This is a genomic window from Roseobacter ponti, assembly GCF_012932215.1.
Classification (GTDB): Bacteria; Pseudomonadota; Alphaproteobacteria; order Rhodobacterales; family Rhodobacteraceae; genus Roseobacter; species Roseobacter ponti.
On record NZ_CP048788.1, the window covers coordinates 375,703 to 391,956 of the forward strand.

General features: G+C 60.7%; 15 protein-coding genes. 11 read left to right on the forward strand and 4 right to left on the reverse strand.

Translation table 11 applies throughout. From position 1 onward, the window contains the following. Positions 1–9: 9 nt before the first annotated feature. The 3 genes from G3256_RS01810 to G3256_RS01820 all read left to right on the forward strand — a co-directional run bounded on the left by G3256_RS01810 (position 10) and on the right by G3256_RS01820 (position 2,485). Positions 10–828 (forward strand): ABC transporter ATP-binding protein, encoded by an 819-nt coding sequence (locus tag G3256_RS01810; protein WP_169639216.1) that lies wholly within the window; start codon positions 10–12, stop codon positions 826–828. Positions 829–951: 123 nt separating this feature from the next. Then, entirely contained in the window at positions 952–1,503 is a 552-nt protein-coding gene (locus G3256_RS01815; RefSeq protein WP_169639217.1) for a hypothetical protein, read from the forward strand. Further along, positions 1,496–2,485, forward strand: coding sequence for a branched-chain amino acid ABC transporter permease (locus G3256_RS01820; RefSeq protein WP_169639218.1), 990 nt, complete (start codon positions 1,496–1,498; stop codon positions 2,483–2,485). The genes G3256_RS01815 and G3256_RS01820 overlap by 8 nt, the downstream gene beginning before the upstream one ends. A gap of 6 nt (positions 2,486–2,491) precedes the next feature. On the opposite strand, the gene G3256_RS01825 is transcribed toward G3256_RS01820, so the two are convergent. Then, a complete protein-coding gene (locus tag G3256_RS01825) occupies positions 2,492–2,827 on the reverse strand; it encodes an SHOCT domain-containing protein (RefSeq protein WP_169639219.1) in 336 nt (111 codons plus the stop codon). Positions 2,828–3,026: 199 nt separating this feature from the next. Here G3256_RS01825 and G3256_RS01830 point away from each other — a divergent pair, with 199 nt between their 5' ends. From G3256_RS01830 to G3256_RS01855, 6 genes are all read left to right on the forward strand, one after another. After that, on the forward strand, positions 3,027–4,103 hold the full coding sequence (locus G3256_RS01830) for a branched-chain amino acid ABC transporter permease (protein WP_169639220.1): 1,077 nt from the start codon (positions 3,027–3,029) through the stop codon (positions 4,101–4,103). Positions 4,104–4,193: 90 nt separating this feature from the next. Then, the gene (locus G3256_RS01835) at positions 4,194–5,477 is read left to right on the forward strand and encodes an ABC transporter substrate-binding protein (protein WP_169639221.1); all 1,284 of its coding nucleotides are present in this window, start codon (positions 4,194–4,196) and stop codon (positions 5,475–5,477) included. A gap of 70 nt (positions 5,478–5,547) precedes the next feature. Next, positions 5,548–6,384, forward strand: a complete 837-nt coding sequence (locus G3256_RS01840) for an ABC transporter ATP-binding protein (protein ID WP_169639222.1) — start codon at positions 5,548–5,550, stop codon at positions 6,382–6,384. A gap of 74 nt (positions 6,385–6,458) precedes the next feature. Beyond that, positions 6,459–7,658 (forward strand): phenylacetate--CoA ligase family protein, encoded by a 1,200-nt coding sequence (locus G3256_RS01845; RefSeq protein WP_169639223.1) that lies wholly within the window; start codon positions 6,459–6,461, stop codon positions 7,656–7,658. A gap of 63 nt (positions 7,659–7,721) precedes the next feature. Then, positions 7,722–8,498 (forward strand): alpha/beta hydrolase, encoded by a 777-nt coding sequence (locus tag G3256_RS01850; RefSeq protein ID WP_246227720.1) that lies wholly within the window; start codon positions 7,722–7,724, stop codon positions 8,496–8,498. A 67-nt stretch (positions 8,499–8,565) separates the two neighbouring features. After that, on the forward strand, positions 8,566–10,251 hold the full coding sequence (locus tag G3256_RS01855; RefSeq protein WP_169639225.1) for an ABC transporter permease: 1,686 nt from the start codon (positions 8,566–8,568) through the stop codon (positions 10,249–10,251). 20 nt (positions 10,252–10,271) lie between these two features. On the opposite strand, the gene yghX is transcribed toward G3256_RS01855, so the two are convergent. The 3 genes from yghX to yghU form a co-directional block, all read right to left on the reverse strand. Then, positions 10,272–11,168, reverse strand: coding sequence for a YghX family hydrolase (gene yghX / locus G3256_RS01860; RefSeq protein ID WP_169639226.1), 897 nt, complete (start codon positions 11,166–11,168; stop codon positions 10,272–10,274). A gap of 117 nt (positions 11,169–11,285) precedes the next feature. Next, positions 11,286–12,302: an extracellular solute-binding protein gene (locus tag G3256_RS01865; RefSeq protein WP_169639227.1), complete on the reverse strand. Its 1,017-nt coding sequence runs from the start codon at positions 12,300–12,302 to the stop codon at positions 11,286–11,288. A 163-nt stretch (positions 12,303–12,465) separates the two neighbouring features. Beyond that, positions 12,466–13,332, reverse strand: coding sequence for a glutathione-dependent disulfide-bond oxidoreductase (gene yghU, locus G3256_RS01870; RefSeq protein ID WP_169639228.1), 867 nt, complete (start codon positions 13,330–13,332; stop codon positions 12,466–12,468). Positions 13,333–13,496: 164 nt separating this feature from the next. On the opposite strand from yghU, the gene G3256_RS01875 reads away from it, so the two are divergent. Both G3256_RS01875 and G3256_RS01880 read left to right on the forward strand, forming a co-directional pair. Next, positions 13,497–14,213, forward strand: coding sequence for a hypothetical protein (locus G3256_RS01875; protein WP_169639229.1), 717 nt, complete (start codon positions 13,497–13,499; stop codon positions 14,211–14,213). Continuing rightward, the gene (locus G3256_RS01880; protein WP_169639230.1) at positions 14,207–16,246 is read left to right on the forward strand and encodes a glycoside hydrolase 5 family protein; all 2,040 of its coding nucleotides are present in this window, start codon (positions 14,207–14,209) and stop codon (positions 16,244–16,246) included. The genes G3256_RS01875 and G3256_RS01880 overlap by 7 nt, the downstream gene beginning before the upstream one ends. The last annotated feature ends 8 nt before the right edge of the window (positions 16,247–16,254 follow it).

Below are 16,254 nucleotides of genomic sequence, written 5' to 3' on the forward strand. Positions count from 1 at the left end.
TAAGCCCGGATGCTTGATCAGACCGACGGATACACGACAGCAGACGGCCGCAGGATCGGCGGCGTTGTCATGGAGATGCGCAACATCACGCTGCGGTTCGGCGGGGTCGAGGCGATCAGGGATATCTCATTCGATATCCGCGAAGGCGAGATCCGCGCGATCATCGGGCCGAACGGCGCCGGTAAATCCTCTATGCTCAACGTTATCTCGGGCTTTTATGTGCCGCAGGAGGGTGAGGTCTGGTACAAAGGCGCGCCACGCCCGCCGATGAAACCTTACCAGGTGGCCCGGCAGGGCATCGCGCGGACCTTTCAGAATATCGCGCTTTTTGAAGGTATGAGCGTTCTGGACAATGTGATGACCGGGCGCCTGACGCATATGAAAAGCGGGTTGTGGCGCCAGGCGTTGTGGCTGGGGCAGGCTGAACGGGAAGAGACGGAGAACCGCGAGGTCGCGGAAAAGATTATCGACTTTCTGGAAATCCAGGCGATCCGGAAAACACCGGTGGCCCGGCTGCCCTATGGTCTGAAGAAGCGCGTCGAACTGGCGCGCGCGCTGGTGGCCGAGCCGTCGCTGCTCCTGCTCGACGAGCCGATGGCCGGAATGAACGTTGAGGAGAAAGAGGACATGAGCCGCTTTATCCTCGATGTGAACGACGAATTCGGCACTACGATTGCACTTATCGAACACGATATGGGTGTGGTGATGGATCTGAGCGACCGTGTTGTTGTGATGGATTACGGAAAAAAGATCGGCGATGGCACGCCTGATGCGGTACGCAACAACCAGGATGTGATCGACGCCTATCTGGGGGTCAGCCATGACTGAGAGAAGCGCTGTTCCTCCCGGGTTTTCCGGTCTGTGCCGCACCCGGGCTTCCGGGTTGATGTGTCGCGTCGCGGCTGCAGCGGGGCGGCCGGCCTGCTTTGCGATCGGTCGAGTGGTGTGAGAATGACGATGCCCGCGCGGACAAAACAGCGGCTCGCGATGCTCTTCTGCACCGGCGTCTGTGCGGCGGGAATTGTCGCGCTGATCATGTCGCGTCCGGGCGATGCCGCATGGCCGGATGTGGAGACGCTGCTGGCCGAGCACTGTGTTCCGTTTGCGCTTGAAGACGCCGCTGTGAACGCCGCGGCGCTCGACGTGAAGATCACCTCATCAGATGACGTCTGGTTCTACGACCGGCGGACCGGTCTCAGCCTTGTTGTGGATGAGCAGAGCTGTCTTGTCTCGGACGTGCGTGCGCTGCTGAATGCGGATGCGCAGCACCTGGCGGTTGAACGCGCCATTGAATTCGGTCTCGGTGTGATGCCGGGCTCGGATGTTGAGGACCTGGCTGCCGCATCAGGCTGGGATGTGAAAATCCTCGTCGGAACGGCGGCAGCGCCGCGCGCGCACCCGTCGCTGCTGATTTATCAGGTTGATGCGCAGGCCGCCGATGACGCTGGTCGCGCCACCATATTCCGGTTCGACCGGGCCGAAGAGGGAGGTTTTGATGCCTGAACAACTCGCCTTTACGATCGAGGTTTTTCTCAATGGGCTGATGGCCGGTGTGCTCTATGCTCTGGTCGCTCTGGGCTTTGTGCTGATCTACAAGGCCTCCGGTATTTTCAACTATGCTCAGGGGGTTATGGCGCTTTTTGCCGCTCTGACGCTGGTTGGCGTGATGGAGGGGCAGGTGCCTTTTGCGCATCTGATCAATGCGATTTTCGGAACGGATATTCACCATTTCGGATGGCACGTGCCCGCCTTTGCCGCGATTTTCGTGACGATGTGCATCATGGTTCTGTTCAGCTGGCTCGTGCAGCGGTTTATCTTTCGCTACCTCGTGGGACAGGAGCCGATTATCCTTTTCATGGCGACGATCGGGCTTGCTTATTTCCTCGAAGGTGTCGGCGATCTGATGTGGGGGTCGGATATCAAAACGCTGGATGTCGGGCTGCCGCAGGGAATTAATACCTGGCTGGATGAGACGACATTCAATGCGTTCGGCTATGGATTTTTCATCGACAACCTCGACATCGTGGCGAGCCTTGTGGCCGCTCTGCTGGTCGCCGGGCTGGTGATTTTCGCGCAGTACACCAAACAGGGGCGCGCCATGCGTGCCGTGGCCGATGACCATCAGGCGGCGCTGTCCGTGGGCGTGTCGCTGAACTTCATCTGGATCCTTGTGTGGTCGCTTGCCGGGTTTGTGGCCCTGGTCGCGGGCATCATGTGGGGCGCGAAATCAGGTGTGCAGTTCTCGCTGTCGCTGATTGCGCTCAAGGCACTGCCGGTTCTGATGCTGGGCGGATTCACGTCTATTCCCGGCGCGATTGTCGGCGGGCTGATTATTGGTGTAGGTGAGAAGCTTTTCGAGTTTCTGATCGGGGCGCCCTATCTCGGGGGGGCCACCGAGAACTGGTTTGCCTATATGCTGGCGCTCATTTTCCTGGTGTTCCGGCCCCAGGGGCTCTTCGGGGAGAAGATCATTGAACGCGTATAGCCCGGTTTACTCCTCGCTGTCGCGCAGCAGTGTCACACTCAGCGCGGCCAGAATGGTGACACCCAGCGTCAGCGCCATGTTCAGGTCGGGCAGCAGCACGAGGGTGAGCGCGATGCAAAGGGTCATCACGCCAAGACCTACGACAATGCTGAGCGCTAGCGCGGAGGAACCGCCGCTGCGACGCGGAGTAACCGCAGGTCGCCCGGGCTCGGCAAATTCGGTTTCGGCCGTTTCGACACTATCGAGGAGGGCGGCACGTTTTCTGAGGTATTCGGCATGCTCAAGCTCGCCTCGCGACAGCCTTGCCTCGAGGTCCCTGATCTCTTTGAGAATTGCCGTCATGCGTCCCACTCCTTTCCCACAGGGCGAAACTGCCCTGCGAAATGGGGCAAATTTGGGAATTCCGGAGAAATCAGCCGGAATGGTTAACCGCGAGACCCGCCGGGCAGGCGCGATGCGACCGGTAACCGGCCGCAGGGACCATCATCCGACAGGACCGGGAGCGCACCTGCGCGCCCGCAAAGAACAGGAGTAAGACGGCATGCTCTACCGTGAAGCCGGCGATTTCAGCACCACCTACCCGCAGGACAGTCAGACCTTTCCGATCAGGTTCGACCGCTACCGGTATTACGTGGTCCTGTTCATCGCCATTGTCGTCGTGCCCTTCATGATTAACGACTACTGGGTGAACTCGCTCTTTATGCCCTTTCTGATCTACGCAATTGCGGCGATCGGGCTGAATATTCTGACCGGGTACTGCGGTCAGGTCAGCCTTGGCACCGGCGGTTTCATGGCTGTGGGGGCCTATGCCTGCTACAAGCTGATGACCGGATTTCCGGAGGTCAGCATGTTCATTCATGTGCTTCTGTCAGGGCTGATCACCGCGGCGGTGGGGGTTCTCTTCGGGCTGCCGTCGTTGCGGATCAAAGGGTTTTACCTCGCCGTTGCCACGCTCGCCGCGCAGTTCTTTCTGGTCTGGATGTTCAACCGGGTCTCATGGTTTTATAACTACTCAGCTTCGGGCCAGATCAACGCCCCCGAGCGCGACACCTTTGGCATCCTGATCACCGGGCCCTCGACCGAAGCCTGGGCCACTTATATGTTCTGCCTGATCTTCACGATCTTTTCGGCCGTAGTAGCGCGCAATCTGACGCGCGGGTCACTGGGCCGGCAGTGGATGGCGATCCGGGATATGGATATCGCTGCAGAGATCATCGGGGTGAACCCGCTCAAAGCCAAGCTCACCGCCTTTGCTGTCAGCTCGTTCTTTGTGGGCATCTCGGGCGCGCTCTTTTTTGCGGTCTATCTGGGGGCGGTCGAAGTTGGTGAGGTCTTTGGCATCACCAAATCATTCATCGTGCTCTTTATGATCATCATTGGCGGGCTGGGATCGATCTTCGGCTCTTTTGCAGGGGCTGCCTTTATCGTTATGCTGCCTGTGGTGCTCAAGATTGTCGGCGTTGACTGGCTGGGCTGGCCCACGGATATCGTGGCGCACCTCAACCTGGTCATTGTGGGCCTGCTGATCGTGATTTTTCTGATCGCAGAGCCGCACGGACTGGCGCAGCTCTGGCGGGTCGCCAAGGAGAAATTAAGACTGTGGCCCTTCCCGCATTAGGGCGGACCACTGAGACAAAGGGCGGGCAAACCGTCCGGAACAGGCCGGGCAACCGGCGCTATCGGATATAATCCAAGGGAGGAACAACCGATGAAGATGAAACTGGCAACCTGGGCCACGGCGGCCCTGATGGCGGCAAGCCCCGTGATGGCGGATCTTGTGATGCCATCGCTGAGCTACCGCACCGGGCCTTATGCAGTTGGTGGGATCCCGCTGGCGGATGGCTATGCGGATTACTTTACGCTGCTCAACGAGCGTGACGGCGGTATCGGCGGCGTGCCGGTCCGGGTTCTGGAATGCGAAACAGCCTATAACACGGAAAAAGGTGTGGAATGCTATGAAAGCACCAAAGCCGAAGGTTCGCTGGTCTATCAGCCGTTTTCCACTGGCATCACCTATCAGCTGATCCCCAAAGTGACGGCAGACGGCATTGCGCTGCACACGATGGGCTATGGCCGGACATCTGCGGCCAACGGCAAGGTTTTCTCCAACGTCTTCAACTACCCGACGAATTATTGGGATGCGGCTTCTGTCGCGGTGAACTACCTGCTGGATGAGAACGGTGGTGATCTGAGCGGTCACAAGATCGCGCTGGTTTATCACAACTCCGCCTATGGCAAGGAGCCCATCCGCACGCTTGAGGGTCTCGCGGAAAAGCACGGTTTTGAGCTGAGCCTCATTCCCGTCGATCACCCGGGCCAGGAGCAGAAATCACAGTGGCTGCAGATCCGCCGCGATAAGCCCGACACGGTTCTGATGTGGGGCTGGGGCGTGATGAACCAGGTCGCCGTTCAGGAAGCCGCCAACATACGCTTTCCGATGGAAAACTTCATCGGTGCATGGTGGTCCGGTGCCGAAGCTGACGTGATCCCCGCAGGCGCTGCGGCCAACGGCTATAAGGCGTTGACGATGAACGGCGTGGGCCGCGATTACCCGATCTATGACGATATTCAGAAATATGTCGTTGATGCGGGCAAAGCGGCAGGCGCCGGTGATCAGATCGGCACGGTGCTGTATAACCGTACAATCTATGCGGCGTTCCTTGCGCATATGGCGATCCTGAAGGCTCAGGAGATCCACGGTGTGGCCGATATCACTCAGGCGATGATGATCGACGGTATGGAAAATCTGGAAATCACCGATGAGATGATGGCCGAATACGGTATGCCGAACTTTGGTCCGGCCTTCTCGGTGTCCTGTGAAAACCACGGCGGCCCGGGTGTCGGTGCTGTGACACAGTGGGATGCCGCCGCAGGTGAGTGGAAGCAGATTACTGATTTCGCACCGTCTGACAAAGAGATCATCAATCCGCTGATCGAAGAAGACAGCATGGCTTTTGCGTCTGAAAACAACATCGATCTGCGCTGCAACTAAGCGCATCTGCCCCGGCCGGATCCGTCCGGCCGGGGTCATTTTATGAGATTTACACGTCAGGGTGCCGGTCATGTCGGAAGCTGCAGCAGTTGAGACCCGAAGCGCGGAGAATGTGCTTGAGGTCAACAACATCGAAGTGATCTACAACCACGTGATCCTCGTGCTCAAAGGGGTCAGCCTCAATGTGCCAAAAGGTGGGATCACGGCACTTCTGGGCGGCAATGGCGCTGGCAAGACTACGACGCTCAAGGCGATCTCGGGCCTGCTGGCCTCCGAGCGCGGCGAGGTCACAAAGGGCTCGATCCGCTATCACGGCGATCCGATCCAGCATGCAGACCCTGCCGAGACCGTGAAACGCGGCGTGGTGCAGGTTATGGAAGGCCGGCACTGCTTTGAGCACCTGACGGTCGAGGAAAACCTTCTGACCGGCGCCTATACCCGGCGCGACGGAAATGCGGCGATCCAGGCTGACCTGGAAATGGTCTATGGCTATTTCCCGCGCCTCAAAGAGCGGCGCAAATCACAGGCGGGCTATACTTCCGGCGGTGAGCAGCAGATGACAGCCATCGGTCGCGCGCTGATGAGCCGACCTGAGACGATCCTGCTGGATGAACCCTCGATGGGGCTCGCCCCGCAGCTGGTGGAACAGATCTTCGAAATCGTGAAATCAGTGAACGAGAACGAGGGCGTGACCTTTCTGCTGGCCGAGCAGAACACGAATGTGGCGCTGCGCTTTGCGCATTATGGCTATATCCTGGAATCCGGGCGCGTGGTCATGGACGGGCCGGCGGCAGATCTGCGCGAGAACCAGGACGTGAAAGAGTTTTACCTCGGCATGTCGGATGAGGGCCGAAAATCCTTTCGTGATGTGCGCAGCTATCGCCGCCGCAAACGCTGGCTGTCCTGATCCGCTGGTGCCGGCCAGGGGCCGGTGTGCGGCAGCCTTCCCATGCAGACCCTCTGAACAGGTAGCGAACAGAAATGGCATCTTTCTTCGACGATCTTGAGACCCGCAGCAATGACGCGCGCACCGCAGACCAGCTGGCAGCTCTGCAGGCACAGGTGGCGCAGGTCGCGGCGGCGCAGGGAAGCTGTCTGCCGGACCCCGGCGGGATCACAGATCTGAGCGATCTGACAAAGCTGCCGGTGGTGCGCAAATCCGATCTGGCCACCTGGCAAAAAGAGCGCCCGCCCTTTGGCGGTATTCCGGTCAGCAATGTCGCTCATGTTTTTCAGTCGCCCGGTCCGATCTATGAGCCGGGCGGGGTGAGTCACGACTGGTGGCGTATGGGCCGCTTTCTGCACGCGGTGGGCATCGGCGAGGATGACACGGTGCAGAACTGCTTTGGCTATCATCTGACGCCTGCTGGGATGATCTTCGAGAGCGGTGCGCGCGCGGTGGGGGCACGGGTTATTCCCGCCGGCACCGGCCAGACCGAACTGCAGGTGCAGGCCGCATCAGATATCGGCACCACCGCCTATGCCGGGACGCCCGATTACCTCAAGGTTATTCTGGATCAGGCTGAGGCGTCTGGTGTTGCGCTGAAAATTACAAAAGCGGCCGTGGGCGGCGGCGCGCTCTTTCCCTCGCTGCGCCAGGAGTATGCCGACCGGGGCATTCTCTGCCTGCAGTGCTATGCGACTGCCGATCTGGGCAATATCGCCTATGAGAGCCACGCGATGGAGGGGATGATCGTCGATGAAAGTGTGATCGTCGAGATCGTCACACCGGGCACCGGTGACCCCGTGGCCCCGGGCGAGGTCGGCGAGGTTGTGGTCACCACGCTTAACCCCGATTATCCGCTGATCCGGTTTGCCACCGGTGATCTGAGTGCCGTGATGCCGGGTCAGAGCCCCTGCGGACGCACCAATATTCGCATCAAAGGCTGGATGGGCCGCGCCGATCAGACGACCAAGATCAAAGGCATGTTTGTGCGCCCTGAACAGGTCGCAGCCCTTGTGGCGCGACATCCCGAGATCGACCGCGCGCGGGTCATTGCCGGGCGCACAGGCGAACAGGACACCATGACCGTGCAGATCGAAGCCACGGACGGAGCTGCGGAGGCTTTCGCGGAAAGTGTTGCTGCGGTGCTGAAGCTGAAAGGTAAGGTCGAGGTTGTGACACCCGGCACTCTGCCGCGTGACGGGCTGGTGATCGAAGACCAGCGCACCTACGACTGAATGGCCGGGTCGGGCAATCTCATCTTTGATCCTCAGGAGGTTAGCGCGGCGAAGAAGATTGCGGTGCTGTTTCCGGGGGCGCTGGCTGAGGTCTCGATTTTTGATGCCGCGGACAAATGGTGCGACGAGGGGTATGCGCTCGTGCGCTACCGCTTTCCCGGGCTTGACGGGCGCCCGCTGCATCCGCCGCTGAAAATTGCAGAGGCCGCCGGGGAGGTCGCCACCTTTCTGCGCCAGTTTTCGGGGAAAACCACGCGGCTTCTGGGCTATTCCACCGGGGGCGCGATTGCGCTGACAACGGCGGCGCTGGTGGGGGGCGATCTGCGCGTGGCGCTCATGTCCTGTGCTGTAGAGGCAGGCGGTGGCATCCAGACGGGACTGCGCGGCGCGCTCGATATCGCGGGGGCGGCAACGCGCGCGGGGTCGCTGAGCCGCCGCGCGATCTGGCTGGAATACTACAAAACGCTGCTCTTCGGACGACACGGGCGCACCAGTCCGCAGGCGGTCGCACTGATCAAAGAGCGCCTCGACCGTATCGTGATGCCCGAGGGCGATCTGCCGCGCGCCCATACCGATGATCTGCGGCGCTGGCGTCTGCCCGATGCCCGCCGTCTGCCACCCGCCGCGCAGATGAGGCTTTTTGTCGGACTGGAAGATCCGGTGTTTTCGCTTGATCAGAGTCGTGCGATGGCGGCACGGCTCGGTGGTGCCGCAGTCACCGGGTATGCCGGACAGGGCCATCTTCTGTTTCTCACAGAGCCCGCGGTTTTCGACGATATCCTGGCTTTTTTCGAGGACCGGGAACCGCCCGCAGGCACAAAGGGCCTCAGTTCCGGCTGATCGCCTGCCCGGGCGCGGTGCAGGCCTTTGGGGTGGCAATTCTGACAAAAACAGTCAAAAACGGCGTATGGCTGATTCAGCACATCCCGCAGGACAAAGACCCCGCGCGCACGGCAAAAGCGCGCGCGATGGTCTGCGCGTTTTTCCATGGCTTGCAACGGGCATTGCCGTGGTCTGTGCGTTACCGATGCTGGCGGTCGCTGTTGCGGCTCTGGGCGGTGGTACAGAGACGATAGCGCACCTGGCGGGCACCGTACTGGGGCGCTACACCGTAACGACGCTGCTGCTTGTCGTGCTGGTTTCTGCGGGCACATTCGCTGTCGGTGTGGGGGCGGCCTGGCTTGTGACCATGACCCGTTTCCCCGGCGTGCGGTTTTTCGAGATCGCCCTTGTGGTGCCGCTGGCCTTCCCCGCCTACGTGCTCGCCTATGCTTATACCCATGTGCTTGATCATCCCGGTATAGTGCAGAGCCTGCTGCGGGATGTGACCGGATGGGGCGCTCGTGATTACTGGTTCCCGGAGATCCGCAGTACGGGCGGAGCGGCGGCTATGCTGGTACTGGTACTTTATCCCTACGTCTATCTGCTGGCGCGGGCGGCGTTCCTGCAGCAAAGCGCCACGACATTTCTGGCGGCCAGGGCGCTGGGATCAAGCGCGCGCTCGGCGTTTTTCCGCATCAGCCTGCCGCTGGCGCGTCCGGCCATCGCCGGGGGCGTTCTGCTGGCTGTGATGGAGACGATCGCGGATTTCGGCACGGTGGCGTATTTCGGAGTACAGACCTTTGCCACCGGGATCTACACCAGCTGGTTTTCACTGGCTGACCGGGCGGGTGCCGCGCAACTGGCGCTTTGTCTGCTGAGCTTTGCTCTGCTGCTGGCCATGCTCGAACGGATCCAGCGGGGCCGTGCGCAGTATCACGACCCGTCACGACGCCAGCAACCGATGGAGCCGATGCCGCTGCGGGGGCGTCAGGCGGCGACAGCCTTTGTGCTCTGCGCGATCCCTGTGCTGCTGGGGGCTTTGCTGCCGGTCATCGTGCTGGTCAGTATGGGGCTCAGCTCCGAACAGAACCTGCTTAGCCCGCGCTATCTCGGGTTTATCCGGAATTCGCTGGTGCTGGCCTCAGTGGCGGCGGTACTGACCGTGCTGGCCGCCATCTCGGTCGGATTTTTCCAGCGGCTGCGCCCGGGGCGCGCCTCCAACACCGCGGCCTACGTCGCGCGGCTGGGATATGCTGTGCCGGGGGGCGTGATTGCCGTCGGGTTGCTGGTGCCTTTCGCCGCTTTCGACAATGCGCTCGACGGGTTCATGCGCGCGCAGTTTGATATCCCCACAGGGTTGCTGATCACCGGCTCGATCTGGTTGCTGGTGGCCGCTTACCTTGTGCGCTTTCTGGCGGCGGCACTCGGAGCTTATGAGGGCGGGCAGGCGATGGTGCCGGCCAATATGGATGCTGCTGCCCGCTCTCTCGGGCAGACGCCTGCGGGCACGCTGCGCCGGGTGCATCTGCCGATCCTGGCTCCCAGCCTGCTCACGGCGCTGCTCATCGTCTTTGTCGATGTGATGAAGGAGCTGCCAGCGACGCTGATCATGCGCCCGTTCAACTATGACACGCTGGCGGTGCAGGCCTATCGCCTCGCCAGCGACGAACGCCTCGAGGGGGCAGCTGTGCCGAGCCTCGTGATTGTGGCGATCGGCCTTTTACCGGTGATCCTGATCTGCCGGCAGGTCGGCCGGCAGCGCAGGGGATAAACCCGCGCTGCCGGGTTTTCTCACGTCAGATAGTCTTCGAAATGCGCGAGCGTGCGATCCCAGGCAAGGGTCGCCGCGGCCTCGTCATAGCGCGGTGTTGTGTCGTTATGAAACCCGTGCTGAACATCGGGATAGAAGTGCACGGTGAATTCCTTCTGACTGGTGGCGAGCGCTTCTGAATAAGCGGGCCAGCCTGCGTTGATCCGCTCATCGAGACCCGCGTACTGGATCATCAGCGGCGCTTCGATACCTGCCACATCCTCTGCAGCGGGCTGGCGGCCATAGAATGGCACCGACGCCGCAAGATCCGGATAGGCCACGGCCAAAGCGTTGCAGACGCCGCCACCATAACAGAAACCAACTGCGCCGACTTTGCCCGTGCTGTCCTTGTGATCGCGCAGAAACTCAAAGGCTGCAAAGAAATCGGCCATGAGCTTTGCGCCGTCCAGAGAGCGCTGCATCTCACGGCCTTCCTCATCGGTGCCGGGATAGCCGCCAAGCGGCGACAGCCCGTCCGGCCCGAGTGCCAGATATCCTGCCTTTGCCGTGCGCCGCACAACGTCCTCGATATAGGGGTTAAGACCACGGTTTTCGTGCACCACAAGCACTGCCGGCAGAGGGCCGGTTGCCCCCGCGGGTTTCGCCATCAGGGCCTTAATCGTGCCGTGCCCCTCAGGGCTTTCGTACTCGATCACTGCTGTTTCGATATCCGGATCATCCGGATCAACCTGCTGGGCAAGTGCATAGTTGGGTTGCAGCTGTTCCAGGATCATTGCGCCGGTCACGCCGGCGGCCGCATATTTTCCGGCGCGGTTGAGAAATTCACGTTTGGACATCGTGCCATGCACATAGCCGTCAAAAATCTCCAGAATACGCGGATCAAAATCACGGGCGGTTTTGCGGGGGCCATTGGTCATCTCGGTTTCTCCTGTAGATGGACTGGTCATAAAATAGCCCGTACCGACGGTGAGTCGATACGGGCTGTTTTCTGCGGCTGAATACGGCCGGTGCCGCGCGGGGCGCTGCGGCGGGATTTACTCCCAGCCAACCTCGTTGAAGATCTTCTGCGCCAGCGGCACGTTTGCGGCCACATCCGACAGGCTGATGGCATCGGTCTGAAAGAACCCGAGGGCCGCAACCGAAGGAGAAAGAGCCACCCCGGGCACCGCCGGGTATTCGTCATTGCCCGCGGAGAAATACTGCTGTGCCTGATCGGAGGCAAGATATTCGAGGAATTTCACAGCGTTTTCGCGGTTGGGCGCATGGGCGGCCAGTCCGCCACCGGAGATATTCATATGCGCGCCATTGCTGCCCTGATCCGGGAAAACCCAGCCGATACCGTCTATGTCGGCGCTGACGCCTGAGACATCCGTGCGGATCGAACGGGCGAAATAATACGTGTTAGAGACGGAAATATCGCATTCTCCCGAAACCAGCCCGCGCAGCTGATCGGTGTCGCCCCCCTGAGGACTGCGTGCCATATTGGCGACGACGCCGCGCGCCCATTCGGTTGCGGCTTCCTGCCCGGCATGGGTGATGATCGAGGCAAGCAGGGTCTGGTTATACTCGTTTGAGGATGAGCGGATGCAGAGCAGGCCTTTGTAGGCCGGGTCCGCCAGATCGACGTAATCATGCGGAGGGTCTGTCACGTCTTCCTTGTCGTAAAAGATGATGCGCGCGCGCTGAGAAAAGCCAAACCACTGGTTGTCTTCATCCTGCAGGTAAGCGGGGATGCGGTTTTCCAGAAGACCACTTTCGACGCTTTGCAAAAGCCCCATGTTCTTCGCGCGTGCCAGCCGCGATGTATCTACCGTCAGCAGAAGGTCGGCAGGGCTGTTGATGCCCTCGGCCTGCATCCGGGTCAGCAGTTCATCGGCTTTGCCCTCGATACGGTTGATCGTGATGCCTGTGGCGTCCGTGAAATCAGAATACAGGCGCTCGTCGGTGTCATAGTGGCGTGACGAGTAAAGGTTCAGCTCACCTTCGGCGAGCGCTGGCAGGGTTGTTGCTGTAAGGGCGAGCGTTGCCACACTCAGGCTGAAGCGTTTCATATCAGTGTCCGTCCGGTTTTATGTCTCATGGCTCGGGAATTCCCGACTAAAACGATCAGAAACATATCCGCGACAGAGTCGCAAGTAATTCCTGACAAAAAAACTATGGAAAGGGTGTGAGCCCCCGGACCTGCCATCCGCGCAGGCCCGGGGCGTAATCTATTCAGCTTTCCGGAGCGATTTTATCCTGGGTTTTCGTGTCGAAATCACCGGCGTCGTGGCGCTCATGCAATTGCAGTTCCGGCTCACCAAAGGTGCGGTTGACCATCCGGCCCCGTTGTACGGCAGGGCGCGCATCAATCGTTTTTGCCCATCGCATAACATTTTCGTAGCTGGTGACATCAAGGAATTCGGCCGCTTCATAGAGCCGTCCCAGCACCAGCTGACCGTACCAGGACCAGATCGCGATATCGGCAATGGTGTAATCTGCGCCGGCGATGAATTCATGTGTCGCCAGCTGGCGCTCAAGCACATCAAGCTGGCGTTTGGTTTCCATCGCGAACCGGTTGATCGGATACTCGAACTTCTCCGGGGCATAGGCGTAAAAATGGCCGAAGCCACCGCCCAGGTAAGGCGCGGAGCCCATCTGCCAGAAGAGCCACGACAGCATTTCCGCCCGTCCGGCAGGATCGGACGGGATGAACCGGTCAAAGCGTTCCGCAAGGTGCAGCAGGATCGCACCGGATTCGAATATCCGCTGCGGCGGGTTGAAGCTGTGGTCTGACAGGGCAGGGATTTTTGAGTTCGGATTAATCCCGACAAATCCGCTGCCGAACTGATCGCCCTCGCCGATGCGGATGAGCCAGGCATCATATTCAGCATCACTGATCCCGAGCGCCAGCAGCTCTTCCAGCAGCACAGTGACCTTTACCCCGTTGGGTGTGGCCAGCGAGTAAAGCTGCAGGGGGTGTTTGCCAACCGGCAGTTCTTTGTCATGCGTCGGGCCGGCGACCGGGCGGTTAATGCTGGCGAATTTTCCGCCGCTTTCCTGATCCCATGTCCAGACTTTCGGGGGGGTATATTCGGCCATGATGATCTCTCTTTTATGAATGTCTGTGCAAAGCTAATGGTCGGGGCCGATGAAACAAGCCCCCGACAGCGGTGTGCCGCCCGCTCGCGCCGGAAGTTGATTTGCCCTGCGCCGGCAGGGCACCTATTATCCCTGGCGGATAATGCGAACCGGAAAGGGCGTGGATGATCATCGTGACCGGCAATCGAAGGGCCGCGCAGGTGATCCTGCGTGCGGTCATCTGTGCCGTGATCTGCGCTATTGCGATGATCGCACAGGCAGATGACGGGGTGGAACGCCCTGCCGGACTGATGTGGAACCGTACCGGTCTGCCGGCTGTCTTTCCCCTGCAGGTGCAGTCTGCTCCGGGGGCGGATTATTACATGACTCTGCGCGATACTGAGACCGGTGAGGCCGCGCTTGCAGCCTTTATCCGGGGCGGAGAGTTTTTTCGGGTACTGGTGCCGCCGGGTACTTTTACTGTCGCCTTTGCCACCGGCCGGAAGTGGCGGGGTGAAGACCTGCTTTTTGGTCCGGCCGCCCAAACGCGGCGTTTTACGCTTGAAAACCCCCTGACATTTCAGATCAGAGACCGCAGCACCCGCGCGGGGCACATTGTCGACATTACGGACATGGCGGAGGGCGAGACAGCGCGGATCACCGTCACGCCGAAAGCGGAGTGCCGTACGCGGATCCTCGGAGCAGGAGACCTCATGCGGCGCCCTGCGTCAGAAGTCTTTGTATCCCCGCGCGAGGGACGTTTTTTATGGGACGAACGGCGCCGGGCGGCGCAGGCGGGCCAGCCCTTTACATGGCGCGCGCCGGACGATGACAGGCGCGCCGGCGCCGAATTCGAGGTTCTTGTGGCACCTCTGCCCGCCACAAGGCCCTCTCCGTGCTGATGCCTGAGAGCCCCGCCGGACTGTGCCGCACCTGGTCGCGCCCGCTCATGTGGCTTCTGCGCGCCTGCCTTACGCTGCTCATTGTGATGCCCGCAGGCCTTCTTATGGCACAGGCGGATGACCCGCCCTGGGTGCGCATTGTACACAAGCCCTATTCTGTCATTCCTGATCTCAGCTTTCTTAATGACGGACCTGCCGGCATGCAGGGCAGAGTGCGTGCGCAGGGCGACGGGCTGGTCTTTGCAGACGGCACGCCTGCGCGCTTCTGGGGCACCAATCTGCAGGCCTATGCGCTCTTTCATACCGGGCCCCGGGACATCCGTGCACAGGCAAAGCGACTGGCCTCGCTGGGCTTTAACCTCGTGCGGATACATCATCACGATTCCGGCTGGGTCAGGCCCAATGTTTTCACGGATCCTGATACGCAGACAAGAACTCTGGACCGTGCCGCGCTGAAGAAAATCGACCTCTGGATCGCGGCGCTCAGGGCCGAGGGCATCTACATCTGGCTTGATCTGCATGTGGGCCGGCGTTTTGTGAAGGGCGACGGGCTCGACGGGTTTGACGAGATTGCGGACGACGAGGGCCGCGCGGACATCAAGGGATATAACTTCGTGTCTGAGACAGCGCAGCAGCGCATGCTGGACTTTCAGAAGACCTATCTGGATCACGTGAACCACGTGACCGGCATCAGCTACCGGGATGATCCCGCGGTGATCGCGGTTCTGATCACCAATGAAAACGATCTCAGCCATCATTTCGGCAACCGGTTGCTGGGCGACAAAGGCGTGCCGTTTCATTCCGGCATCTACATGGCACGCGCGCGCGCCTTCGCGCAGGATCACGGGCTTGATAAAGGCAGCATCTGGCGGTCATGGGAGCACGGGCCGTCGAAGATTTTTCTGGCCGATCTCGAACACAGGTTTTTCGGGCTTATGACGGATGATCTCCGTGATGCGGGCTATGACGGCATGGTGGTCCCGACGAACTTCTGGGGCGACATGCCGCTTTCCGGGTTGCCGTCGCTGAGCACAGGGTCCCTCATTGATGTGCACTCTTATGCCGACAGGGATCATCTGACGCGCAGCCCGCTGGAGCAGGAGGATATGCTGAGCCGGATTGCGGCTGTTCAGGTGCCGGGCCTGCCGCTCAGCGTGTCTGAATGGAACGCAGGTAAATTTCCGCGCAGGGACCGGGCGGTGCTGCCGTTGCGCATGGCGGCCACGGCCGCGCATCAGGGCTGGGATGCACCTATGATCTACGGTTATTCACAGCAACCTCTGGGCAAATCGCTGCAGCCGGACAACTGGTCCGTCGCGAGCGATCCGGCGGTAATTGCCACGCTGCCTGTTGCCGCACTGCTCTTCCGGCAGGGACATGTGCGCCTGGCGGAGAAAACCTATGCTCTGCGCCTCTCGCCTGAGATGCTCTTTGGTCGGAAGATTTCTCCGGAGACGTCCGCCGCAATCCGCACGATTTACGAACAGAGCCGCCTGGTGACCGAAATACCCGCTGTTGCAGAACTGCCCTGGCTCACACCGCGCGAGGCCCCGTCCGATGCCATCACCATTGACGATCCCGACCGGTCATTTCTTGAGCCCGGCGCCACGAAGGTTACTGCTGATACGGGCGAATTCTCACGCGACTTTGTGGCGGGCCACTTCCGGATTGAGACAGGGCAGAGCAAGGTGATCGCGGGGGCCATCGGTGGGCTGGATGCGGACCTGGGTTCTGTATCAGCGCGCCTCGATCAGAGCGCCGGCGTGATTGCGGTGCAAAGCCTTGACGGCGTACCGACAGAACGCTCCGGCAGACTGCTGATTACCGCTATCGCCGGGATCAGGCCTGTGGGCGACGGAAAACCTGCGTTCCGGGTCGAGCCGCTGAGCGGAGTGCTGCACATCACAGCCCCTGCCGGTATGACCCTGCGCGATCTGACCGGAAAGGCGGTGCCGGCAGGTATCACCGCTGACGGATACAGCGTTGGTCTGGCGAATCTTTCCGGGCTGACCTGGACGATCCTGTCGCCCTGAAACGCCGC